Source organism: Ruegeria lacuscaerulensis (assembly GCF_013034745.1).
GTDB lineage: Bacteria > Pseudomonadota > Alphaproteobacteria > Rhodobacterales > Rhodobacteraceae > Ruegeria > Ruegeria lacuscaerulensis_B.
This window is the reverse complement of record NZ_WQGP01000005.1, coordinates 305287-327370: the sequence shown is the minus strand read 5'-3', so window position 1 is coordinate 327370 and position 22084 is coordinate 305287. Positions and strand designations below refer to the sequence as shown.

Annotated in this window: 20 protein-coding genes; 9 read left to right on the top strand and 11 right to left on the bottom strand. The window is 58.0% G+C overall.

The window, feature by feature from the left end; genetic code table 11:
• Positions 1-197: 197 nt before the first annotated feature.
• The 6 genes from GOV79_RS12435 to GOV79_RS12410 all read right to left on the bottom strand — a co-directional run bounded on the left by GOV79_RS12435 (position 198) and on the right by GOV79_RS12410 (position 6367).
• Positions 198-1223, bottom strand: a complete 1026-nt coding sequence (locus tag GOV79_RS12435) for a trans-3-hydroxy-L-proline dehydratase (protein WP_170790011.1) — start codon at positions 1221-1223, stop codon at positions 198-200.
• Positions 1224-1232: 9 nt separating this feature from the next.
• Entirely contained in the window at positions 1233-2471 is a 1239-nt protein-coding gene (locus GOV79_RS12430; protein WP_170790010.1) for an NAD(P)/FAD-dependent oxidoreductase, read from the bottom strand.
• Positions 2468-3400 carry a 4-hydroxyproline epimerase gene (locus GOV79_RS12425; RefSeq protein WP_170790009.1) on the bottom strand — a complete coding sequence of 311 codons (933 nt, stop codon included), beginning with the start codon at positions 3398-3400 and terminating at the stop codon, positions 2468-2470. The genes GOV79_RS12430 and GOV79_RS12425 overlap by 4 nt, the downstream gene beginning before the upstream one ends.
• Positions 3391-4350, bottom strand: a complete 960-nt coding sequence (locus GOV79_RS12420) for a dihydrodipicolinate synthase family protein (RefSeq protein WP_170790008.1) — start codon at positions 4348-4350, stop codon at positions 3391-3393. Before GOV79_RS12420 ends, GOV79_RS12425 begins: the two co-directional genes overlap by 10 nt.
• A 155-nt stretch (positions 4351-4505) precedes the next feature.
• Positions 4506-5564 carry an ABC transporter ATP-binding protein gene (locus GOV79_RS12415; RefSeq protein WP_170790007.1) on the bottom strand — a complete coding sequence of 353 codons (1059 nt, stop codon included), beginning with the start codon at positions 5562-5564 and terminating at the stop codon, positions 4506-4508.
• On the bottom strand, positions 5561-6367 hold the full coding sequence (locus GOV79_RS12410; protein WP_170773516.1) for an IclR family transcriptional regulator: 807 nt from the start codon (positions 6365-6367) through the stop codon (positions 5561-5563). The genes GOV79_RS12415 and GOV79_RS12410 overlap by 4 nt, the downstream gene beginning before the upstream one ends.
• 152 nt (positions 6368-6519) lie before the next feature.
• Between GOV79_RS12410 and GOV79_RS12405 the strand changes: the two genes are divergently transcribed.
• The 9 genes from GOV79_RS12405 (at position 6520) to GOV79_RS12365 (ending at position 16118) form a co-directional block, all read left to right on the top strand.
• Positions 6520-7779, top strand: coding sequence for an ABC transporter substrate-binding protein (locus GOV79_RS12405; protein WP_170790006.1), 1260 nt, complete (start codon positions 6520-6522; stop codon positions 7777-7779).
• Positions 7780-7874: 95 nt separating this feature from the next.
• Entirely contained in the window at positions 7875-8801 is a 927-nt protein-coding gene (locus GOV79_RS12400; protein WP_170773511.1) for a carbohydrate ABC transporter permease, read from the top strand.
• Between the two features lies 1 nt (position 8802).
• Positions 8803-9651 carry a carbohydrate ABC transporter permease gene (locus GOV79_RS12395; RefSeq protein WP_170790005.1) on the top strand — a complete coding sequence of 283 codons (849 nt, stop codon included), beginning with the start codon at positions 8803-8805 and terminating at the stop codon, positions 9649-9651.
• A 22-nt stretch (positions 9652-9673) separates the two neighbouring features.
• Positions 9674-11014 carry an alpha-glucosidase/alpha-galactosidase gene (gene melA, locus GOV79_RS12390; protein WP_170790004.1) on the top strand — a complete coding sequence of 447 codons (1341 nt, stop codon included), beginning with the start codon at positions 9674-9676 and terminating at the stop codon, positions 11012-11014.
• A 66-nt stretch (positions 11015-11080) separates the two neighbouring features.
• A complete protein-coding gene (locus GOV79_RS12385; protein WP_170790003.1) occupies positions 11081-11845 on the top strand; it encodes an SDR family NAD(P)-dependent oxidoreductase in 765 nt (254 codons plus the stop codon).
• Between the two features lie 4 nt (positions 11846-11849).
• Positions 11850-12743, top strand: a complete 894-nt coding sequence (locus GOV79_RS12380) for a 2-dehydro-3-deoxygalactonokinase (RefSeq protein ID WP_170790002.1) — start codon at positions 11850-11852, stop codon at positions 12741-12743.
• A complete protein-coding gene (locus tag GOV79_RS12375) occupies positions 12740-13345 on the top strand; it encodes a 2-dehydro-3-deoxy-6-phosphogalactonate aldolase (RefSeq protein WP_170785923.1) in 606 nt (201 codons plus the stop codon). Before GOV79_RS12380 ends, GOV79_RS12375 begins: the two co-directional genes overlap by 4 nt.
• Positions 13342-14202: an SMP-30/gluconolactonase/LRE family protein gene (locus tag GOV79_RS12370; RefSeq protein WP_170790001.1), complete on the top strand. Its 861-nt coding sequence runs from the start codon at positions 13342-13344 to the stop codon at positions 14200-14202. Before GOV79_RS12375 ends, GOV79_RS12370 begins: the two co-directional genes overlap by 4 nt.
• Positions 14199-16118, top strand: coding sequence for a beta-galactosidase (locus tag GOV79_RS12365; RefSeq protein ID WP_170790000.1), 1920 nt, complete (start codon positions 14199-14201; stop codon positions 16116-16118). Before GOV79_RS12370 ends, GOV79_RS12365 begins: the two co-directional genes overlap by 4 nt.
• Before the next feature lie 21 nt (positions 16119-16139).
• On the opposite strand, the gene GOV79_RS12360 is transcribed toward GOV79_RS12365, so the two are convergent.
• The 5 genes from GOV79_RS12360 to GOV79_RS12340 form a co-directional block, all read right to left on the bottom strand.
• Complete coding sequence (locus GOV79_RS12360; RefSeq protein WP_170789999.1) at positions 16140-17396, bottom strand: ABC transporter permease; 1257 nt, start codon at positions 17394-17396, stop codon at positions 16140-16142.
• Positions 17393-18313 (bottom strand): ABC transporter permease, encoded by a 921-nt coding sequence (locus GOV79_RS12355; RefSeq protein WP_170773497.1) that lies wholly within the window; start codon positions 18311-18313, stop codon positions 17393-17395. Before GOV79_RS12355 ends, GOV79_RS12360 begins: the two co-directional genes overlap by 4 nt.
• An 11-nt stretch (positions 18314-18324) precedes the next feature.
• Positions 18325-19437 (bottom strand): ABC transporter ATP-binding protein, encoded by a 1113-nt coding sequence (locus GOV79_RS12350; RefSeq protein ID WP_170785917.1) that lies wholly within the window; start codon positions 19435-19437, stop codon positions 18325-18327.
• A gap of 115 nt (positions 19438-19552) precedes the next feature.
• Entirely contained in the window at positions 19553-20677 is a 1125-nt protein-coding gene (locus tag GOV79_RS12345) for an extracellular solute-binding protein (RefSeq protein ID WP_170773495.1), read from the bottom strand.
• Positions 20678-20994: 317 nt separating this feature from the next.
• Positions 20995-22083 carry an ABC transporter ATP-binding protein gene (locus GOV79_RS12340; RefSeq protein ID WP_170789998.1) on the bottom strand — a complete coding sequence of 363 codons (1089 nt, stop codon included), beginning with the start codon at positions 22081-22083 and terminating at the stop codon, positions 20995-20997.
• Position 22084 lies beyond the last annotated feature (1 nt).

The window sequence follows — 22084 nt, the reverse complement described above, 5'->3', positions numbered from 1 at the left end:
TTTCGGGGCGTGCGTTCCAAGAGTTGGCCACTTTCGAGTGGCATAGGCGGGGCACGGCTATCCTGGTGCCCCAACGGTGACTCTGATTTGACAGGGCCTCCCTTAAATCACGTTTGGCTTGGGATCAATCACATCTGACCGCGCATTTTGACACGGTTTGCGGAAAATCGCGTCAATCACCCCGTCGCGCTCAATTTTCAGACGCCCCAGGTGTCGCTCAGCTTGTAGCCGCCCGGCCAGGGATCGCTGGGGTCCAGCATGTGTTGATGAGTGCCGGTGATCCAGCCGCGACCGCTGATTTCGGGGATGATGGCGGGGTGTGACCCGACTGTTGCGGTGTCCAGAATTTTGCCGGTAAAGCGAGAGCCGATGATCGAGACGGCCTCGAACGTCTGCCCAACGGCCAGTTCACCCTTGGCGGCCATCAGGGCCATGCGCGCCGATACAGCAGTTCCTGTGGGCGAGCGGTCGATCTTGCCCGGTTGAATAGCGACGGCGGATTTGCCCCGCAGCCCGGTTTCTGTCTTCTCAACCGGGCCACAGAATGCGCAAAACGAGATATGGGTCCAGTCTGGGTTTTCGGGGTGCCGGAAACCGAGTTGTTCATTCGCAGCATTGGTGATTGCAACGCCAACACGCGCCAGTTCACGTGCCTCAGATTCGACGATGTCAAAGCCAAGCTGCGTCGCGTCGACCACGACGAAACTATCGCCGCCATAGGCGGTGTCCACTGTCAGGTGCCCGAGCCCCGGAACCTCCAACGATGCCGCAATCCGGTCGGCGAAGCTGTGTAGGTTCTGCACATAGATGCGCTCGGCCGTGCCATTGCGACAGTCGGCCCGCACGCGGACCAGCCCGCCGGGGGCCTCGAGCGTCAGATGCGTGACGGGTTCCTGCATGGGGATCATCCCGCTATCCAGCAGCACGGTCGCTACGCAGATGGAATTCGACCCGGACATAGGCGGCGTATCCTCGGGCTCCATGATGATAAACGCTGCATCCGCCTCGGGGTGTTTGGGCGGCACCAGAAGGTTCACATGCCGAAACACGCCGCCGCGCGGCTCATTGAGCACGAAGTTGCGCAGCGTCTGGTCACGCGCGATGAAGGACCGCTGATCCCAGAGGGTCTTACCGGGCGGAGGCAAAACGCCCCCGACGATGACATCGCCCACCTCGCCTTCTGCGTGGGCGGAGATGATGTGGATGGTTTTCACGCTGCGCATCTGACCTCCCTAAAACCGAGTGGCGGAATAGGGGTTCATCGAGATGGGCGGCTGTGTCCCGTCCAGCAACGCACCAACCAATTCGGCGGTGCCTGCGGATTGCGTCAGCCCCAGATGGCCATGTCCGAACGAATAGATCACATCGGGCGCGTTGGGGGACGGCCCGATGACCGGGATACTATCTGGCAGCGATGGTCGAAAGCCCATCCACTGTGTGCCCCCTTGCGTGTTCAGTCCAGGCATGAACTGCGCGGCCTTGTTCAGCAGAGTCTCGGCGCGTTTGAAATTGGGTGGCAGGGAGAGCCCTCCCAATTCGACCGCACCACCGATGCGCACGCCGCCGTTGATCCGACTGGCTACAAAGCCGTGGCCGGAAAACGTCAGATGCATCCGCAGATCGAAGGCGCCCGGCGGCAGGGTCGTATTGTAGCCGCGCTCGGTCTCAAGGGGGATGTGATCGCCCAGCGTTTGTGCCAGATGGTGCGACCACGCGCCCGCCGCGACGACGACCTTTGCCGCATCCAACGTTCCATCCTCAAGGGTGATGCGTGTCCCATGTTCCAGCGGGGTCAGGGCCCGGACGCCGCGCGTCTCGATCCGCCCTTGCCGGTCGCTGAATGCTTTGGCCAGATGTTGGACCCACGTCTTTGGATCGATTGTATTCATCCAGTTCGGCGTAAACCCTGCATGGGTGAAGCAGGGGCTGAGGCCCGGTTGTTTCTCGGCTATCGCTTCGCGCGTTTCAAGCAGTTCGAATTCAATCCCATGCGCGCGCCGCTGGTCCCAAGCGGGCAAACTGATGCGGAACTCAGCTTCGGATTCGTAAAGTTGCATCTGTCCATCGCGCTGCATCATCGTCTCGCCCTCGACGGCCGGTATCAAACGCTCTAACGCAGAGCTTGAGACCTGCATCAGTCGGGCCTGCGCGTCCAGCAGATCCGCATAGCGCGAAGGCCGACTTGCCCGCCAAAAGCGGTACATCCACGGTGCGATCTTCGGCGCGTATGAGGGCGGGATAGACAAAGGACCCAGCGGGTCCAGCAGCCATTTTGGCGCTTTGCGCATGATACCGGGCGTAGCCAGCGGCTCGACCTCGGGGAAAGCAAATGCCCCTGCATTCCCCGCCGAGGTTTGAGAGGCGACCCCGTCCCTGTCCAGCACCAGAACCGAATGCCCTCGGCGCTGCAGTTCCAGCGCGGTCGTGATGCCAATTACCCCAGCCCCGATGATGACGACCTGCTCGCTCAAACTTGTATCCCTGTTCTGAACGGGTCAGATTCCGGGAAGATCAGCGTGGTTTCCGCCATGACATAAGCCTGCCCGGTGATGGAGGGGATCACGCCGCCATCCAGGCCGGGCTGATAAGACAGGCGATAGGTGCTGCCGATAACGCTCTGCTGCGTGATCTCATCGCCGGGGGCCAGCGCGCCATCGGCGGCCAAACAGGCCAACCGGGCCGAACAGCCGGTGCCGCAGGGCGAGCGGTCATAGTTATCGTCCGGGCACAGCACAAAATTGCGGCTGTGAATGGCTGGATCATCCGACGCGCCCTGAAAGATCACATGGTCTATCGGCTCACCCTGTTCGCCGCCTATCCCCTGCGCAATCGAGGCCTCGCGAATAGCGACCGTCATATCAGTGAGCTTGCGAATATTGGCAGATTCAACGGCAATCGGGCTGGGATCGACGATAAAGAACCAGTTTCCGCCATATGCAACATCGCCGGTCACCTGGCCATGACCCGGCACGTCCAGTGTCACGTCGCGATGCACCCGGCGGCTTTCGATATTCTGGACGGTCACTGTGTTTGCGTCGTGCAAAGTGACCGTCACCACACCAGCGGGGGTTTCGATGCGATGTTCTCCGATGCCGATACGTCCCAGATGCGCCAGCGTCATCGCCAGCCCGATGGTTCCGTGGCCACACATACCCAGCACTGCGTCAACGTCGAAATAGATTACGCCGGTTACGCATGTTGCGTCGACCGGTTCAACCAGCAACGCCCCGACCATGGCGGGTTGACCGCGTGGCTCCAGCATGATCGAGCGGTAGAATTCTTCGTGATCGGTTGCCAGCCTGCGAGCGCGGTCGGCCAGCAACCCAGTACCCAGATCGGGTGCACCATCCAGAATAACCCGCGTGGGCTCGCCTCCGGTATGGCTGTCGATCACATGCATTCAGCGATCACTCCGCCCTGTTTCGTCCAATTGGCGAACCACGCGCCGAACAAGGCATATTGCTGTTCGCAATAGTTACGCTGCGCGTCAGTCAGCTCGTCCGTTTCGTTGAAGTGCAACCGGTATTCCTCGTCCCCGTTCAGCACCAGAAGATGCTTGTAGTAAAGCACCAGATCCGGCCCTTCGTCAAAGCTGGACAGAACGTGAATCGCCTCGGTTAGTTCCTGCGCGCGCTGGCGGGCTTCGGCATCACCTTTAGCTGCCCTCTTGGACAGTTCGGCCAGCAACAGCGCCTCGCGCGGCAATGCGGTGCCGATGCCTGTAATCGAGCCGGTTGCGCCGCAATTGACGAACCCATGATAAACCTCGGTATCAACGCCAACCATCAGCGTGACCTGATCGTCCTGGCTGGTGATATTTTCCGCTGCATAGCGCAGGTCTTCTTTGCCGCCGAACTCTTTGAAGCCGATCAGGTTGGGATGCTCGGCTCGCAGTGCAAAAAACAAGTCGGCCCGCGTGGCGAACCCGTAGTAGGGGCTGTTGTAGATGATCGCAGGCACATCCGGTGCTGCGGTCAGGATTGCCTTGAAGTGGTTCTTCTGCGCGGTCGGCGAGCTGCCACGCGACAGAACACGTGGGATCACCATCAACCCAACGGCACCCACCTTTTGCGCATGCGCCGCATGGGCCACAGCGGATTTGGTATTGATCGCCCCGGTGCCCACGACAACGGGCAGCCCCGCGGCCACCAGACGTTCAACCCCTTCCATACGCTGGGCATCGGTCAGCAAAGGCCAATCCCCCATCGAACCGCAATAGACAACCGCAGACATGCCTGCGTCGATCATCTGTCGCCCCTTGCGCACCAACGCGTCGAAATCTGGTTGACGGTCCGCTGTGCAGGGGGTCATGAGCGCTGGCATTGTGCCGGTGAAAACATTGGTCGTCATACGGCGATCCTTCGACAAATCTGAGGTTGCGGCGCAGGAGATGCGCCGTTTCAACCGCGATATCGGATATTGGATACAAAATCCACAACAAAATTGCGCTTCAAAAGGCGCCGTGTCTCGTGGCCAACGCCCTTCTGCGATGGACTGGTCTGCGTTTACCGCAACCGTTCACCCGTTTCGGCGTCGAACATCATTGCACGGTCGGGCGAGAAGGTGACGCCAATACGTGCGCCTTGCTTGCTGCGCTCATCGTCCCGCTCTTCCACGATCAGCTTGTCGCCATTCGCGGTCAGCAGATACGAGTAACTGACTCCCCCCAAAGCTTCGGTCAGGTCCACGGTGCAACTGTCGCCAGAACGGTCCACCTGAATGTGTTCGGGGCGAACGCCCAGCGTCACTTTCGTTGCGTTAGCAGGAACCGAAGACGTCACCGGCACTGGCTGGCTGAACGCGGGATGCGTCACATGGCCATCTGTCACGTCGCACTCCAAAAAGTTCATCGCAGGCGAACCGATGAAGCCCGCGACGAACCGGTTGTCGGGGTCGCGATAGAGGTCCATCGGCGCGCCCACTTGTTCGATCCGGCCATCGCGCAGAACCACGATCTTGTCCGCCATGGTCATCGCTTCGACCTGATCATGGGTCACATAGATCATGGTCGCGCCGATTTCATTGTGCAGGCGCGCGATCTCGACCCGCATTTCGACGCGCAACTCGGCATCCAAGTTGGACAGAGGCTCATCGAACAGAAACACCTCGGGGCCGCGCACGATGGCTCGACCGATAGCAACACGTTGCCGCTGGCCACCGGACAGAGCTTTGGGCTTGCGCTTCAGATACTGATCGAGTTTCAGAATGCTCGACGCTTCTTGTACCTTCTTGTCGATTTCGGTCTTGGCGACGCCGTTCATACGAAGACCAAAACCCATATTCTCGGCCACTGTCATATGCGGGTAGAGCGCGTAGGTCTGGAACACCATTGCAACCCCCCGTTTGGCCGGGTCCAAATGGGTCACATCGCGCGACCCGATCCGGATCTCACCCTCTGTCGTTTCCTCAAGCCCCGCGATCATCCGAAGCAAAGTGGATTTGCCGCACCCAGATGGACCCACAAAGACGCAAAACTCGCCATCCTCGATCTGTAAATCGATTCCGTGAATAACCTGCGTCTCACCATATCGCTTGATCGCACTGTTCAGAGTGACGCCTGTCATGTCGCTTGCATCCTGTCCTTAGATCCGTTTGGACGGCTTTCGGGAAACCGCCAAGCTTGCGCTTCAATTCCAATTTGATCAGCCACGCGGCGTACACGAGGCACCCATGCCTGCAACTGATCAAAGCTCATTCGTTCCGTCGATCCGGTGATCGAAATCGCACCCAAAATCCGCCCCCCTTCGGTCAGGACGGGACAGGCTACGCAGATAATGCCCGGTTCGTGTTCTTCATCATCCACGGCGTATCCCCGCGCACGGATGACATCGAGATCCGCCCGCAAGAGTTGTTCCGACGCCAAGGTCTTGTCGGTAAACCGATGAAAGCTTTGCTGCGACAGAGCTTTATCCAGCGCGTCAGCGTCCAGATACGCCATCATGGCCTTTCCCACGCCTGTGCAATAAGCGGGGCCAACTTTACCCGCTTGCGAATACATTTCTACCGGTTGGGTTGCGTTGCGCTTGTCGACATACAGAACCTGACCTGAATCCAGTTGGGCAAGGTGTACAGTCTCGCCCGTTTCGCGGCTGAGCGCGTCCAGAAAAGGTCGTGCAATCGGGGCAAGCGAACTTTGGGTCCACGCCGCATGCGCCAAACGGACGAGGCGCAGCCCGGGCGCGTATGTCTGCCGGTCCGGGTCATAAGACAGCATGCCCTGGTTTGTCAGGCTTTGAAGAAAGCGATACAGGGTCGCCTTTGGAAAATCGCTGCTTTCCAAAAGTTCCGCGAATCGGACCGGGCGGGCAAACGCTGCCACCTGTTCCAATACGTCGCACGCTTTTCCTATAGTACCGTCGCCAGCCACGAGCGCCTTCCATCCTCCCATTGATCCACCGTCTTCGTCACGAGGGTCTTGACAAGATTAACCGATTCGATGTGTAGTTTTCAATATGTAAAACAAGGTTTCATTATTTGGAACCAAAATAACCAAAAAAATGGAATCTAAGGGAGGACACCATGAATTCCAACTTCAAGCGCACTGCGGCAGCTTTGGCGGCGAGTGTGGCACTTGCAGCGCCTGTAGCAGCTGAACTGACCGGCGAGCTGCGCATTTTCCTGGACACATCGAACCCGGCGCCTCGCGCAACGATGGAAGCGATGATCGACCGGTTTGCGGCGCAACACCCTGGTCTGGAGATCGAGACCACTGTGATCGACCGTGAGGCCTACAAGACTCAGATCCGCAACTTTCTGACTGCTGATACTCCGGATGTTGCCACCTGGTATGCTGCCAACCGGATGAAGCCCTATGTGGAGGCTGGCCTGTTCGAAGACGTGTCGGACCTTTGGGCCGAAGCCGAGATTGGCGACAATCTGGCTTCGACCAAAGGCGCGATGACCATCGACGGAAAGCAATGGGGCGTGCCCTATACTTATTACCAGTGGGGTGTTTACTATCGCAAAGACATCTTCGATGAGTTGGGTCTGACCGAGCCGACCACATGGGAAGAAGAGCTGGCCAACTGTCAGAAGATCGTCAATTCCGGCCGCGCCTGCTATACGATCGGCACCAAATTCTTGTGGACCGCAGGCGGCTGGTTTGACTATCTGAACATGCGTACCAACGGCTTCGACTTCCACCAGCAGCTGGCCAATGGCGAAGTGAGCTGGGAAGACGACCGCGTCAAGCAGACGTTCGCCAATTGGAAACAGCTGATCGACATGGGCGCGTTCATCGACAACCACCAGACCTATAGCTGGCAAGAAGCCCTGCCCTTCATGGTCAATGGCGAAGCTGCAGCCTATCTGATGGGCAACTTCGCCGTGGCCCCGCTGCGCGAAGCCGGTCTGAGCGACGATCAACTGGATTTCTATCAGTTTGTGTCGATCAACCCCGATGTCGAACTTGCCGAGGACGCGCCAACGGATACGTTCCACATCCCGTCGAACGCCTCGAACAAGGAAGCTGCGCGTGAATTCCTGCGCTTTGTTGTCTCGCCTGACGAACAGACCGAAATTAACAACGGCAAAAACCTGGGCCAGCTTCCTGTCAACGCAAAATCGGCCGTGGATGACGACAAATTCCTGAACCAGGGCTTCGAGATGCTGTCGTCCAACAGCCCCGGCGGTGTCGCCCAGTTCTGGGACCGCGACGCACCGGCAGAAATGGCCAAAGTGTCGATGGAAGGCTTCCAGGAATTCATGGTCAAGCCTGACAATGCCGACCGCATTCTGGCCAAGCTGGAACGCGCGCGTCAGCGCATCTACGACAACTGATCCGGTCAGACCGGGCCTCTGGCCCGGTTTGTACCAAGACCTGCGCAAGGCGGGTAAAGCCCGCCTTGCTCCTTTGATCCAATCCGAGTGTCCCCATGACCATTGCCGCCGAAGCTCCTGAACAGGAAAGCTGGTTTCACCGCAACCAGCAGCGCATCGCCCCGTGGCTGTTCCTTGCCCCTGGCCTGCTGTTCTTCATGGTCTACGTCATCATTCCAGTTTTTCAGTCCTTTAACCTCTCTCTTTATGAGTGGGATGGGCTGGGTGCTGCGGAATATGTAGGCTTTCGCAACTATGAGGACCTCTATTGGGAGTGGGTCGACCGGGATGCCTTTTTCATCTCACTCAAGAATAACCTGATCTGGCTTATACTGTATCTGGCCGCGATCCCTGCAGGACTTTTCATTGCGCTGTTCCTGAACCAGACCGTTTGGGGTATTCGCCTCTACAAGTCGCTGTTTTTCTTTCCGTTCGTGATCTCACAGGTTGTTGTGGGCCTTGTTTTCACATGGTTTTACGACCCGACCTTTGGATTGCTGAACGAATTCCTCGCCTTCTTCGGTCTTGGCCCGCTCAACGTGCTGGGCGACGAGCGCTTCGTGACCTATGGCATCATCGTTGCCGGTCTCTGGCCGCAAACCGCTTATTGTATGATCCTGTATCTGACAGGTTTGAACGCCGTGGACCCGGAACAGATTGAAGCCGGCCGCTTGGATGGCGCAAAGGGCTGGCGGATGCTGTGGCACATCATCCTGCCGCAACTGCGCCCTGCCACATTCATTGCTTTCGTCGTTACAATCATCGGCGCCTTACGCAGCTTTGACTTGATTTCGATCATGACCCAGGGCGGTCCTTTCGGTTCGTCTCGCGTGCTGGCCTACTACATGTTCGAAGTTGCCCTGTCCGAATATGGATTCCGCATGGGCTACGGTGCCGCCATTGCGGTCATTCTGTTCCTCATCATGCTGTGCTTCATCGCCTACTTCCTGTGGTCGATGTACCGCGAAGAAAGGGGACACTGAGATGTTTCCCAAACCTATCGAAAAACAGCCCCGCGCGGCGCGGATCACCTATCAGGCCATGCTACCCGTTGCCCTGCTGCTGTGGTTGGGACCATTGCTGGCGGTGGCGCTGTTCTCGGTCAAACCCGCGGCGGATTTCACCAACGCCAACTACTGGGGTATGCCGTCCAGTTTTGAAGGAGCATTCAACTATGGGCAGGTGTTCTTCAACTCGGACATGCCGCGATATCTGTTGAACTCGTTCCTAATCACCATTCCTACTGTGATTGGTGCCGTTGCGCTCAGCTGCATGACTGGATTTGCCCTTGGTATCTACAAGTTCAGGTCGAACCTGTGGATTTTCTTCCTCTTCGTGGCCGGCAACTTCGTGCCTTTCCAAATCCTGATGGTGCCGGTGCGCGATCTCACGCTGGAATTGGGCCTCTACAACACCAAAACCGGGCTGGTGTTGTTTCACATTGCCTTCCAGACTGGGTTCTGCACCCTCTTCATGCGCAACTTCATCCGGGCGCTTCCGTTTGAGCTGATCGAGGCCGCGCGGGTAGAAGGTATTAGCGAGGTGCGTATCTTTTGGTACGTCGTTCTGCCGCTGATGAAGCCGGCCATCGCTGCGTTGAGCGTGCTGATCTTCACCTTCATCTGGAACGACTATTTCTGGGCGGTGGTGTTGACCCAAGGGGCTGAAAGCCAGCCTGTTACCGCCGGGATCACCAGCTTTAACGCCCAATTCCGCGCCGCTTATCAACTGATGAGCGCCGGTTCCATCGTCGCGGCACTGCCGCCCGTGGCGATGTTCTTCCTGATGCAGAAACACTTCATCGCGGGTCTGACCCTCGGTGCCGTAAAATAACGTCAAACCAAAGGTTTGCAAAATGACAAAGATTGCCTTCGTCGGAGCGGGCTCCACGATCTTCATGCAGAATATCGTCGGCGATGCCCTGCTGACCCCTGCGCTTGCAGACAGCCATTTTGCGTTGATGGATATCGACGCGAACCGCTTGGCAGAAAGTGAAATCGTTGCCCGCGCCATGATCCGCTCGGTCGGGACCGGCGCAACCGTCACGACCCATACAGACCGCCGCACGGCGCTTGATGGGGCGGATTTCGTGGTAACAGCGTTTCAGGTGGGGGGCTACAAACCCTGCACGGTCACGGATTTCGATATCCCCAAGCAATACGGGCTGCGCCAGACCATCGCCGATACATTGGGCGTCGGCGGCATCATGCGGGGCCTGCGCACGGTTCCGGTTCTTTGGGATATCGCGCATGAAATGCTGCAGCTTTGTCCAAATGCAACGATGTTGCAATACGTCAACCCCATGGCGATCAACACCTGGGCTCTGGCCGAACGTTTCCCGACGCTCAAACATGTCGGGCTGTGTCACTCGGTCCAGAACACCGTCGAAGAACTGGCCCATGATCTGGACCTTCCAAAAAGCGATATTCGCTACAAAGTAGCGGGCGTAAACCACGTCGCCTTTTTCCTGCGGTTGGAGCATGAAGGACACGATCTTTATCCCGCGCTGCGTCAGGGCTATGCCGGTGGGCGGTTCCCGAAGCCGCCTTTGTTGATGCCCCGCTGTCCCAACAAAGTGCGGTACGAGGTGATGGACCACCTTGGCTATTTTTGCACCGAGAGTTCCGAGCATCTGGCCGAGTATGTTCCATGGTTCATCAAGGACGGTCGTGAGGACCTGATCGAGCAGTTTTCGATTCCGCTGGATGAATATCCCACCCGCTGCGAGGAACAAATCGTCAGTTGGAAAGAACAGGCAAAGACCCTGACGGATGGGCGCGACATCGCAGTGACGCGCAGCCACGAATTTGCGGCCGATCTGATGAATGCTATCGTAACCGACACGCCTTATGTGGCTTATGGCAACTTGCCCAACACCGGCCAAATCCCGCAATTGCCTTTGGGCGCGGCGGTTGAAACGCCCTGTCTGGTGGATAGTAACGGGGTACAGCCCTCGGTCGTGACAGATATCCCTCCGCAACTGATCGCGCTGATGCGCAGCCAGATCAATGTGCAGGAGTTGACCGTGCGTGCGCTTGTCGACCAAAACCCTGAATATATCTATCACGCCGCGATGATGGACCCGCATACAGCTGCGGAACTGGACTTGCGGCAAATTCGCAATCTGGTCACCGAACTCCTGACCGCGCATTCCGAATGGCTGCCCGATTGGTGTCAGCCTGCCAGGGCCGCGTGAGAGGCCCGACAAATTATTTTTCCAAACGGGCCAAACTACGCGCCCCGTAAGCAGAAAGAGCCGCTGATGAGCCAACCCGCCACATTCCACGACCTAAACGGTGCCTCGGTTTATATCACCGGTGGAGGCTCAGGCGTTGGCGCTGCGCTAACCGACGGGTTCATGGCGCAGGGGGCCAATGTCGCGTTCATCGGCCGGTCTGATGCCAGTGCTTTTGTTGAAGAGATGCGCGAAAAACACGGTCGTGCGCCGCTGTTCCTGCAAGGGGATATGACGGATACCGAACTGCTACGCGCCACGATGACCAAAGCGGCCGAGGCGCACGGACCGCTCAACGTGTTGGTCAACAACGCAGCCAATGACAAGCGCCACTCACTCGAAGAAACAACGCCCGAATTCTGGGATTGGATGATCGAGGTGAACCTCAAGGCGTATTTCTTTGCCTCACAGGAAGCCGCACGTCAGATGACTGAAGGCGGCGCGATCATCAATTTCAGTTCGATCAGTTACATGATGGGCAATGCCGGCTATCCGGTCTACACCACTTCGAATGCAGGGATAACCGGCATGACCCGCTCATTAGCACGTGAACTTGGCCCCAGGAATATCCGTGTCAACGCGCTGGCCCCCGGCTGGGTGCTGACGCAGAAACAACTGGACATGTGGGCCACGCCCGAAGATCTGGCCTCGCATCTGCACCGGCAATGCCTGAAGGAACATCTGACCCCAGAAGACATGATTGCGCCTACGCTTTTTCTGGCCTCGCAGGCCAGCCGAGCGATGACTGGTCAGTGCATGGCGGTCGATGGCGGTGTCGTGGTGACGGGATGAGACCATGAGTATCGAATGGATCGCAGCAGATTGGGGAACATCTCATTTACGAGTTTGGGCGATGCAGGGCAGCCATGTTCTGGATCAGGCGGACTCGGATAAGGGTATGGGAAGTCTGACCCGGGGCGCGTTTCAGGATGCATTGCTGGAATTGATCGAGGATTGGCTTGGTGCCGAGCCGGTCGATGTCATCGCCTGTGGTATGGTAGGCGCGCGTCAGGGCTGGGTCGAGGCCCCTTACTCTGCTGTGCCTTCAGCGCCAGTGCCACGCGCTCCGATCAGGGTGCCGGGCACGGACCCGCGCTTCCGCGCTTTTGTGGTGCCCGGTTTGAAACAGGCCAACCCGCCAGACGTCATGCGGGGTGAGGAAACTCAGATCGCAGGCTATCTGGCAGGATACAAGAATTGGGACGGCGTGATCTGCTTGCCGGGGACCCATACTAAGTGGGTGCAAGTCAGCGCGGGCGAAGTGGTCAGCTTTCGCACCTTCATGACCGGTGAGATGTTCAGCCTTCTCAGCGGGCATTCGGTGCTGCGTCACTCGGTCGGAGAAGGATGGGACGATGCGGCTTTTGCTGAAGCCGCGGCAGATGCTTTGTCCAAACCTGAACAGATGGCGGCGCGCCTGTTTGGACTGCGCGCAGCTGATTTGCTGAATGGGGAGGATGCTTCTGTTGCCCGCGCCCGTCTGTCAGGATTTCTAATCGGGGCAGAACTTGCTGCCACGCGACCCTATTGGCTAGGTCAGCAGATCGCGATCATCGGGGCTGAGGGGCTGTCGGATGTCTATGGTCACGCCCTGAAACAGCAAGGCGCTTTTTTTGAAATCGCCGATAGTACGAACACCACTCTGGCGGGTCTGCATCAGGCCCGAAACCTGACGAGGCAGACCGCATGAGCCGTCCCATTATTGCAATCCTCAGAGGTCTTCACCCGACCGAAGCGGCCGATGTTGGCCAGGCTCTGATTGATGCCGGTATCGACCAGATCGAAGTGCCGCTGAACTCGCCCGAGCCGTTGAAAAGCATCGGCATACTGGCCGAAAAATTTGGTGACACGGCGTTGATTGGTGCGGGCACGGTGTTGACCGTGGAACAAGTGGATGCCGTGGCCAAGGTTGGCGGCAAGCTGATCGTTTCGCCCAATTGCGACACGGATGTCATCCAGCGCACGGTCGCGCTGAACATGCAAAGCTGGCCCGGCGTCTACACCCCAACCGAGGCGTTTGCCGCCCTCAAAGCAGGCGCAACGGGGCTCAAGTTGTTTCCCGGTGTGATGGCGGGACCGACCGGATTGGCCGCTATGCGCCCAGTATTGCCGGAAGGGGCAAAGGTCTACGCCGTTGGTGGTGCTGGGCCCGATAATTTCGATGTGTGGATCAATGCGGGGGCGGACGGTTTCGGCATTGGATCGGCCCTTTTCAAGCCCGGCTTTTCAGTAGCCGAGATCTCGGAACGTGCACGCGGAATCGTCGCGGCCTACAACGAGGCCGCCGGATGAGCACCGTCTTTGACGACCGCCCTTGCGCATTGGGCGAGGGGCCGCTGTGGCATCCCCAACGGAAGCAGCTTTTCTGGTTCGACATTCTTGGCAAACGTTTGATGACGCAGGTCGATAGCGCGCCCGTTGAATGGCAGTTCGACGAACATGTCTCGGCCGCCGGGTGGATCGACACTGAGACGCTGCTGATCGCGTCTGAAACCGGGTTGTGGCACTTCAATCTTGAAAGCCGCGAAAAGACGCTGATCACTGCGCTTGAGGCAGAAAACTCTGTCACACGCTCGAATGATGGCCGGGCTGATCCGTGGGGCGGGTTCTGGATCGGAACGATGGGGAAAAATGCTGAGCGTGGAGCAGGCGCGATTTATCGGTTTTGGCGCGGGGAACTGCGCCGTTTGGTGCCTGACGTCACGATCTCGAACGCGATCTGTTTCGCGCCCGACCGATCCTGCGCCTATTTCAGCGATACAGCGACCCAGCAGGTGATGCGCTGGACTTTGAATTCATCGGATGGCTGGCCCGAGGGCGACAGCACCGTCTTTCTTGATTTGCGCGCAGATGATCTGAACCCTGATGGTGCAGTGGTGGATGCCCAAGGCAACATTTGGATTGCCCAATGGGGTGCAAATCGCGTTGCAGCCCATGCGCCGGACGGTCAGTTCCTGCAGTCGGTGGAATTTGATGCGGCACATACTTCATGTCCCTGCTTTGGCGGGGCCGATCTGACAACCTTGTTCTGTACTTCGGCCCGGCAGGGGCTGGATGCGGATATCCTTGCAAAACAGCCTTCAAACGGCATGACCTTTGCGGCACACAGCGCGGGAAAAGGTCAGCCAGAATACAGAGTTATCCTATGAAACCGGAACTTGGCGTCTGCTATTATCCTGAACATTGGCCAGAAGTGATATGGGCCGAAGATGCCGCACGCATGGTCGAAAACGGCCTGTCCTGGGTGCGCATCGGCGAATTCGCTTGGAGCCGGATGGAACCAACTCCGGGTGATCTGCAATTCGACTGGCTTGACCGGGCCATCGACACTTTGGGCGCGGCGGGTTTGAAAGTGGTTCTGGGGACACCAACCGCAACGCCACCGCGCTGGATGCTTGAGAAATACCCGGACATGCTGGCAGTTGACGCGGACGGGAACCCACGCAAATTCGGATCGCGCCGGCATTACTGCTTTAGCCATCAGGGCTATATTGAGGAATGCGCCCGGATCACGCAGATCATGGGGCAGCGATATGGAAGGAACCCCCACATTGCAGCGTGGCAGATCGACAATGAATATGGCTGCCACGATACCACCATCAGCTATAGCCCGGTCGCCCTTGCCGCGTTTCAGAACTGGCTTGAGGGTCAATACAGCTCGATTGACGCTTTGAATGCGGCCTGGGGCAATGTGTTTTGGTCGATGGAATATGATGGGTTCGACCAGATTGACCTGCCCAACCTGACTGTGACTGAACCCAACCCCGCCCATGTTCTGGCCTTTCGCCGGTTTAGCTCGGATCAGGTGGTGGTGTTCAACAAGGCGCAAGTGGATGTGCTGCGCAAGCTGACCGACGCGCCGCTGCTGCACAACTACATGGGCCGAGTATTGGAATTCGACCATTTCAAGGTCGGCGCTGACCTGGATATCGCGACGTGGGACAGCTATCCGATCGGCTTCTTGTCTGACCGGCTTGAGGTGGAAGAGGCGCATAAAGCCGCCTTTTTGCAACAGGGCGATCCTGACATGCAGGCGTTCCACCACGACCTCTACCGCGCCGTGGGGCGGGGTCGCTGGTGGGTGATAGAGCAGCAACCGGGTCCGGTGAACTGGGCGCCCTACAACCCGGCACCTCTGCCGGGTATGGTGCGCCTCTGGTCACTTGAGGCTGTTGCCCACGGGGCCGAGGTGGTGAGCTATTTCCGCTGGCGGCAAGCACCCTTCGCGCAAGAACAGATGCATGCAGGGCTACTGACACCAAATAATCGCCCTGCCCCAGCCTTGGCCGAGGCGCGAGAAACAGCGGATACCCTTGCCCAAATCGGTTCTGTGACGCAGCGCAAGACGGATGTCGCCATTCTGTTCGACTACGCCTCGGACTGGGCGTGGGCGACGCAACCGCAGGGGGCCGGGTTTGACTATTTCCGGCTGGTCTTCTCGACCTATCGCGCGTTGCGACGGGCGGGCTTGTCGGTGGACTTCCTGTCGACCGCCAGCATTCCGGCGGATGGCTACAAAATCATACTGGCACCTGGTCTGGCCACGATCGATAAGGACTTGGAGCGGAGTATTTCAAACGGCTGTGATCTGGCCATTCTGGGACCGCGCAGCGGGGCGATTACCCGCGATTTTCAGATTCCTCAGGCTGGTCGACCGGGCCTGGTCGGTGTGGACAGCCATGTTGACCTGGTCGAAACCCTGCCACCCACGTCCAAACGCGATGTCTCAGGCGGAGGAGCTGCCTGTCACTGGGTCGAGCGTTTGTCTGGGACCGCCCCAACACTGTTGACCCATGAAGACGGAACGCCAGCACTGACGGGCACCGAATTCATGTGGTACCTGGCCAGTTTCCCGGACGACACTCTTTGGGATCGTGTCGTTCGGATGGCCGCTCAGCATACGGGGTTGAGTGTGTATCCCATGTTGAGCGGCCTCAGACGTCGTGAGACAGGCGAACATACATTCCTGATCAACTACAACGCCGCGCCGGTCACGTGGAACGGGCATGTGATTGATGCCTGTGATGCGCTTGTTCTGGAAAAAGGCGCGCCCGCCGAGGGATAATCCCGGCGGGCGCAGATTGCGCTATTCGTCCGTTTTCAGACTGTTGGGGTCAAACGCTCCGCCGAACCCGCCATTGGTCGAAGGTTGCGGCTCGGCGTTGGATTCATCTTCGTCACCACTCAAAGCATTTGGCGCGAAGACATTGCCAAACCCGCTATTGTTCGACGGTTTCGGAGCGGATTGCGTCTCGCCTTGTTCTGCCTCGTCAACTTCGCGCTGTTTGCGGCGTTCTTCGCGCTGCTTACGCAGCTCTTGGATACGCTGGTCGGCTTCAAGCTGCTTTTGCTCTTTCACGTTGGCGATGCATTGGTCCGGGCTGTAGGCGGTTGCCGTGCCCACAACTGTGATCGTAGCGGCCGCGAAGATAACCACGAGCATGGCGGCGGCATTGCCTGCAAAGAAACTGGGCAGTTTGATCTTGCCCGCCAGTTCTTCGACCGTGGCATTCTTGCGCGCGGCGGCGACCAGTTCCTGTCGCTTCAACTTCGCCTCGTTCAGCAGGGCAAAAAACACCGTCAGAGCCACGATGATAAAGGCCAGGGCCGAGATCGACGGCGTTATGCCATAGCGTACTTTCTGTGCCAGTTCGATGGTCAGTGTCGGGTATTCGCCGAAGGTGAAGGTGGTCGTGTTGTAGTTTTCGAACGACGCGAGGAACGCCAGCACTGCGGCGCTTGCAATCGCGGGCCGCATAAACGGCAGCAGGATTTTGCGGAACGCCTGCGCATGGGTCGCGCCAAGGTCCAGTGCGGCCTCGGTCAAGGCCACGTCATACCGCTGCAGCCGCGCCACCAGAACCAACATGCAATAGCTGGCGATAAAGGTGGACTGGCCAATCACCGTCAGGAAAATGCCGTTCGACAGGACACTATCCGCGCCCAGCCCCAGCATCCGGTTGATCCGGTCCCAGAACACCAGGGTTGAAATCCCCAGAACAACCCCGGGGATCAGGATAGGCGCGATGATGATTGTGTAATAGGTTGCGCGCAGCTTGGGCCAGATCTGGGTCAGCATCAGCGCCCCCGCCAGCCCCATCGCCACCGACAGAACCACCGTACCGGCCCCGATGATCAGCGAGTTCTTGATGCCGTTCAGGATGCGCTGATCCTGAAACAGCTCTCCGAACCACTGGAAGGTCAGGCATTCCCACGGGGTCATCCGCGGGAAGGCAGACGAGTTGAAGGCCGTGACCGACATGATCACCAGCGGGCCCAACAGATACAGGAAGAAGATTGCCAGATAGACCCAGATACTTACACGAAGGAAGGACAGGTTCATTTGCCGATATCCCCCATATTCACCTTGAACAGGCGCATTACGGCCAACACAAACAGGATACAGGTCACCAACAGCACGATCGCGTAAGCGGCACCCTGCGGCCAGTCATTGTTATCGTTGAATTGCTGATAGATCAGCTGCGTGAACCACAAGCTGGACGGCCCGCCCAGAATTTGCGGCGCAGCCAGCGCACCTGCCGACAGCATGAACACCATCGTACAGCCCGAACTGATCCCCGGCTTGGCATAGGGGATTACAACCCGCCAGTGAATCCGCCACCACGGGGCACCCAGATCCCGTGCGGCCTCGATCTGGTTGCCGTCGAGGCTTTCAATCACGTTATACATCGGGAAAATCATCAGCAGGATGTAGGCGTAGCCAAGCCCTGCATAGAGCGCGATGTCGTTGCGGATGAAGTCGAACGGCGTGTCAAAGACGCCAAGGCCGACGAACAGGGTATTCAGCACGCCTGTCTCACCGAAGATGATGCGCAAGGCAAAGGCGCGCAGGATTTCGTTGATCCAGTAAGGGATGATCAGCATGATCGCAAAGATGCGAATATGACTGCCCTTGGACTGGCCCAGATAGTAAGCGATTGGGTAGCAGAGGATTAGGTTGAAGATCGTTACGCAGACCGCCGCAACCAGAGTGCGGAAGAACACGCGCAGATCGACCGCGTTGTAATCCTGACTGCCGCCTTCGGGGCCGTAGATCAGATATTTGTAATTCTCCAGCGTGTAGACATCCTTGGGCCCGCCAATCTCAGGCGGAGGCAGGTTAGGCCGGAATGAGAAATCCAGCATCGACAGCTGCGGCAGGATGATCAGGCCGATGGTCCAGAAGATCACCAGACCTAGAATCGCTAGCCCCATACCGGTACCGTTGCGGTTAAAGAACTCTTTCAGGAAGCGGGGCATTTCAGTTCCCCCTATTCCGCGGCCAGCTCACCGGCCGGAACCAGAACCGCATTCTGCGCCTCATATTCCAGCGTGATGTTCTGTCCGGTGTGATCCTGGAAGGATTGACCATGGTTCGGGATCGAGACCTTGATCTCCTTCCCGCCCTCACCCTCAGTGAAGATGTTGAAGACGTTCCCCTCGAATTCCTCGTGGTTAACGCGGGCGGTGACGAAATGGTCGCCCGTCGCCCCATCGGGGGCGATGGCAAACGCTTCGGGGCGGATGAACATCATGGCGTCATCCCCCTCTTTCAACTTGCCTTGGTTGGCGGTGGAAATTCGCGCCACTAGATCACCAGAGCGATTGGTCGCGATCATCGCCTCATTGCCCATGACCTGCTTGATCTTGCCCCGGAACACATTGTTTTCCCCAACGAATGAGGCCGCGAAGGCTGTGTTGGGATCATTGTAGATGGTCTTGCCATCGGCGATCTGGTCGATCACGCCCGCACGCATCACGGCGATGTTGTCGGACATGGTCAACGCCTCGCCCTGGTCGTGGGTGATGTAGATGAAGGTGATGCCAACACGCTGCTGAATCTCGCGCAGCTCGGTGCGCATATGCTGGCGCAGCTTCAGGTCCAGTGCCGACAGGGGCTCATCCAACAACAGCACATCGGGTTCGGCGCAGAGCGCACGGGCAATGGCGACCCGCTGGCGCTGACCACCCGACAGTTCGCTGGGCAGTTTGTCGCCCTGCCCCGGCAGCGCGATCATGTCCAAAAGCTCATCGGCGCGCTTGCGGCGTTCCTTGGCGCTGGCGCCCTTGATCTCCATGGAAAAGGTGATGTTCTCCCACACTTTCATCAGTGGAAACAGCGCGAGGTTCTGGAAGATCAGAGCTGTAGGGCGTTTGTTCGGTCCAATCCCGCGCATGTCGTTGCCGCCGATCAGAACCTTACCCTCGCTGGGGTCCAGAAAGCCCGAAACCGCACGCAGGATCGTGGTCTTGCCACAGCCCGAAGGGCCAAGGAACGAAAAGAAATCGCCCCCGTTGATGTTCACATTGGCATCCCGCACGGCGACGAAATCGCCGAACCGAATCCACAGGTTTTCCAGATCTACACCGACCCCTGCACTCATTTTAGGTATCTCCGTCTGGTGCGGATGGGGACCACACCGATATAGGGTCCGTCACGCCAAAGCGCACGGATGGATGGCCCCCCGCGACATCGCGGAGGGCGTCGTTTCAAAGCGATCAGGCGCTTTTGAACTTGTTGACGAATTCGGTCCGGGTTTCAGCGTACCACGGTGCTTCGGCCGGCCACGGGTTGAGGTTGGCCAGCGAGTCGCCCGGATAGGCCTCGGCAAAGTTCTTCTTATAGGTGTCGCCCGAGTATTGATCGGCACCCAGAACCGGCGAGTTATAGCCATGGCTATCAATCGCCACACCAGCCGGCTTCGCCTGATAAGCGAAGTCGATGAAGGCGTAGATCTGGTCGATATTTGCCGCACCGGTCGGAATCGACATACCGTCAACCCAGGCCATCGCACCTTCGACAGGAGCTTGGTAGTGCACCGGCTCGCCGGCCGATTTCAGCGCTAGCGGCGGACCATCCCAGGTCTGGCCGACAACAACACCTTCGTTCAGCAGGCCGTTTTTCTGAGTATCCGCGTCGTTCCAGATCAGTTTGATCCGGTTCTTGCGTTCGATGCACCAGTCGGTGATCTGACCCCAAACCTTGCGCATGGTGTCTTCGTCACCATAAGCGGCCCAGACCGAGCCCGGCTCCATCTCCCCCGAACGTTCCATGTAAAGACCTGCGCCCAGCATCATCGAATGCGCGCGGCCCATGGTTTTGCCCGCGTTCTCCTCGGACCAAACATCGCCATAAGACGGCGCATCGCCCTCGGGCAGCCATAGATCGGTGCGATAGGCAATGCCCTCGGTGCCCCAGATATGCGGCAGCCAGTGCACGCCCGCATCGCCAAAGTTCCACGCATCTGTGCCAATTGCGGCCATCGCCGGGTTCACCAGATCAATCGGCACCTTGTTCATGTCGAAGGGCTGCAACAGCTCCAGAGGTTCCCACTGCAACGACCGGTTGTTGGTGGGCGAGACGATGTCAAAGCCCTGGCCCTTGGTCGCCTTCATCTTGTTGATGATCTCTTCGTTCGACCCGATGCCGGTATAGTTGACCTTGATTCCGGTCAGAGTTTCAAACTCTTGCAGGAAACTGGGTGGCAGATAATCCGACCACATCAGAATGTTGATCTCACCTGAAGAGGCCAGTGCGCTTTTGCTGTAAAGAGGGGCCGCCAGAGCCGCGGCACCTGCGCTTTTCAGCACCGTCCGCCTGGACAGGTTTGTTAGTTTAGTCATTGTTAGATCTCCCGTTGTAAATCCGTTTTTTTGTTTTTGTGGATACAGGTTAGACCTTTGCGATCCAGCTGTCAGTCCAAAAGTGACAGTTGGCAGTTTCCATAAGTCCAGTTTGAATTGACTTGACGCCTTTGCGACCGCGTAACACCGCTGGTCGACGGGTCGGAAGATTTAACCAACCAGTGCGTTCACAAGCTAAAAAACACGTTCCATTATCCGATTAAGGCACGTTGGATTACCTGGCGGCGTGGCCGACAGGTACAATCGAAATGATCAACGCTGATGATTAAATTGGACTTCACCAATTCGCAGAAAAGTCAGGACCTGCCGCGCATAGATTTTCCGTCGTGAAACAAATGCACCTTTTCAGGACGGGCTGAGACACCAACAGTTTGTCCCCGCATATTGCGCTGGATACCTTGCAACTTGGCAATCACAGATTCAGCCCCGGTGCGGTTTTCAAAGTACAGCAGTGTGACTTCGCCTAGTGCCTCGGTGAAGTCCACCACCCCTTGAAAGGCCGCGTCCGCGTCAGCTGGAACAAAATCTTCTGGCCGGATGCCGACATTCACTTGTTTGCCCATGTCCTCCGCCTGGGTCGCGATAGCGCTCGTGATCGTTCCACCGGCCTCTAGCGTGACAACTGTCGTTTCGCCCGTTTGTGTGATGATACCAGGCAGCAGGTTCATCGAGGGCGAGCCGATGAATTGCGCGACAAATTCGTTATCCGGCGTCTCGTACAATTCCAGTGGAGTCCCAACTTGCGCGATCCCCTTATTGGCAAGCACCACGATGCGACTGGCCAAAGTCATCGCCTCGACCTGATCATGGGTCACGTAGATCATGGTGCTGTCAGGCATCGCCTCTTTCAGGCGCGCGATTTCGATCCGGGTGGCAACTCGCAGGGCGGCGTCGAGATTCGAGAGCGGTTCGTCGAACAGATAGACCTTGGGATCGCGGACAATGGCCCGCCCAATGGCAACCCGCTGACGTTGTCCGCCCGAAAGTGCCTTGGGGAGCCGATCCAGAAATGGTTCAAGCTGAAGGATACGCGCGGCGCGTTCGACAGCGGCATCCACATCCGCCGCAGGCATCTTTGCGATCTTGAGAGCAAAGGCCATATTCTCGCGCACGGTCATGTGGGGATAAAGCGCATAGCTTTGGAACACCATCGCAATGCCGCGCTGCGCCGGGGGCACATCGTTCATCACCTGCCCTTCGATCTCAAGCGTTCCGCCCGAGATCTTCTCCAACCCTGCAATCATACGTAGCAAGGTGGATTTACCGCAGCCCGAAGGACCGACGAACACGATCAGCTCGCCCCGGTCAATGTCCAGATTGATGTTCTTCAGAACATCTACATGACCATATGTCTTGGCCACGTCCGTGAGTTTGAGTTCAGACATA

Bases quoted from the DNA above. Each gene is read 5' to 3' on its own strand.
- GOV79_RS12385 (WP_170790003.1), top strand. From the start codon at position 11,081: ATGAGCCAACCCGCCACATTCCACGACCTAAACGGTGCCTCGGTTTAT.
- GOV79_RS12365 (WP_170790000.1), top strand. From the start codon at position 14,199: ATGAAACCGGAACTTGGCGTCTGCTATTATCCTGAACATTGGCCAGAA.
- GOV79_RS12350 (WP_170785917.1), bottom strand. From the start codon at position 19,437: ATGAGTGCAGGGGTCGGTGTAGATCTGGAAAACCTGTGGATTCGGTTC.
- GOV79_RS12340 (WP_170789998.1), bottom strand. From the start codon at position 22,083: ATGTCTGAACTCAAACTCACGGACGTGGCCAAGACATATGGTCATGTA.
- GOV79_RS12380 (WP_170790002.1), top strand. From the start codon at position 11,850: ATGAGTATCGAATGGATCGCAGCAGATTGGGGAACATCTCATTTACGA.
- GOV79_RS12395 (WP_170790005.1), top strand. From the start codon at position 8,803: ATGTTTCCCAAACCTATCGAAAAACAGCCCCGCGCGGCGCGGATCACC.
- GOV79_RS12425 (WP_170790009.1), bottom strand. From the start codon at position 3,400: ATGCATGTGATCGACAGCCATACCGGAGGCGAGCCCACGCGGGTTATT.
- GOV79_RS12415 (WP_170790007.1), bottom strand. From the start codon at position 5,564: ATGACAGGCGTCACTCTGAACAGTGCGATCAAGCGATATGGTGAGACG.
- GOV79_RS12360 (WP_170789999.1), bottom strand. From the start codon at position 17,396: ATGAACCTGTCCTTCCTTCGTGTAAGTATCTGGGTCTATCTGGCAATC.
- GOV79_RS12375 (WP_170785923.1), top strand. From the start codon at position 12,740: ATGAGCCGTCCCATTATTGCAATCCTCAGAGGTCTTCACCCGACCGAA.
- GOV79_RS12420 (WP_170790008.1), bottom strand. From the start codon at position 4,350: ATGACGACCAATGTTTTCACCGGCACAATGCCAGCGCTCATGACCCCC.
- GOV79_RS12405 (WP_170790006.1), top strand. From the start codon at position 6,520: ATGAATTCCAACTTCAAGCGCACTGCGGCAGCTTTGGCGGCGAGTGTG.
- GOV79_RS12400 (WP_170773511.1), top strand. From the start codon at position 7,875: ATGACCATTGCCGCCGAAGCTCCTGAACAGGAAAGCTGGTTTCACCGC.
- GOV79_RS12355 (WP_170773497.1), bottom strand. From the start codon at position 18,313: ATGCCCCGCTTCCTGAAAGAGTTCTTTAACCGCAACGGTACCGGTATG.
- GOV79_RS12345 (WP_170773495.1), bottom strand. From the start codon at position 20,677: ATGACTAAACTAACAAACCTGTCCAGGCGGACGGTGCTGAAAAGCGCA.
- GOV79_RS12370 (WP_170790001.1), top strand. From the start codon at position 13,342: ATGAGCACCGTCTTTGACGACCGCCCTTGCGCATTGGGCGAGGGGCCG.
- melA (WP_170790004.1), top strand. From the start codon at position 9,674: ATGACAAAGATTGCCTTCGTCGGAGCGGGCTCCACGATCTTCATGCAG.
- GOV79_RS12435 (WP_170790011.1), bottom strand. From the start codon at position 1,223: ATGCGCAGCGTGAAAACCATCCACATCATCTCCGCCCACGCAGAAGGC.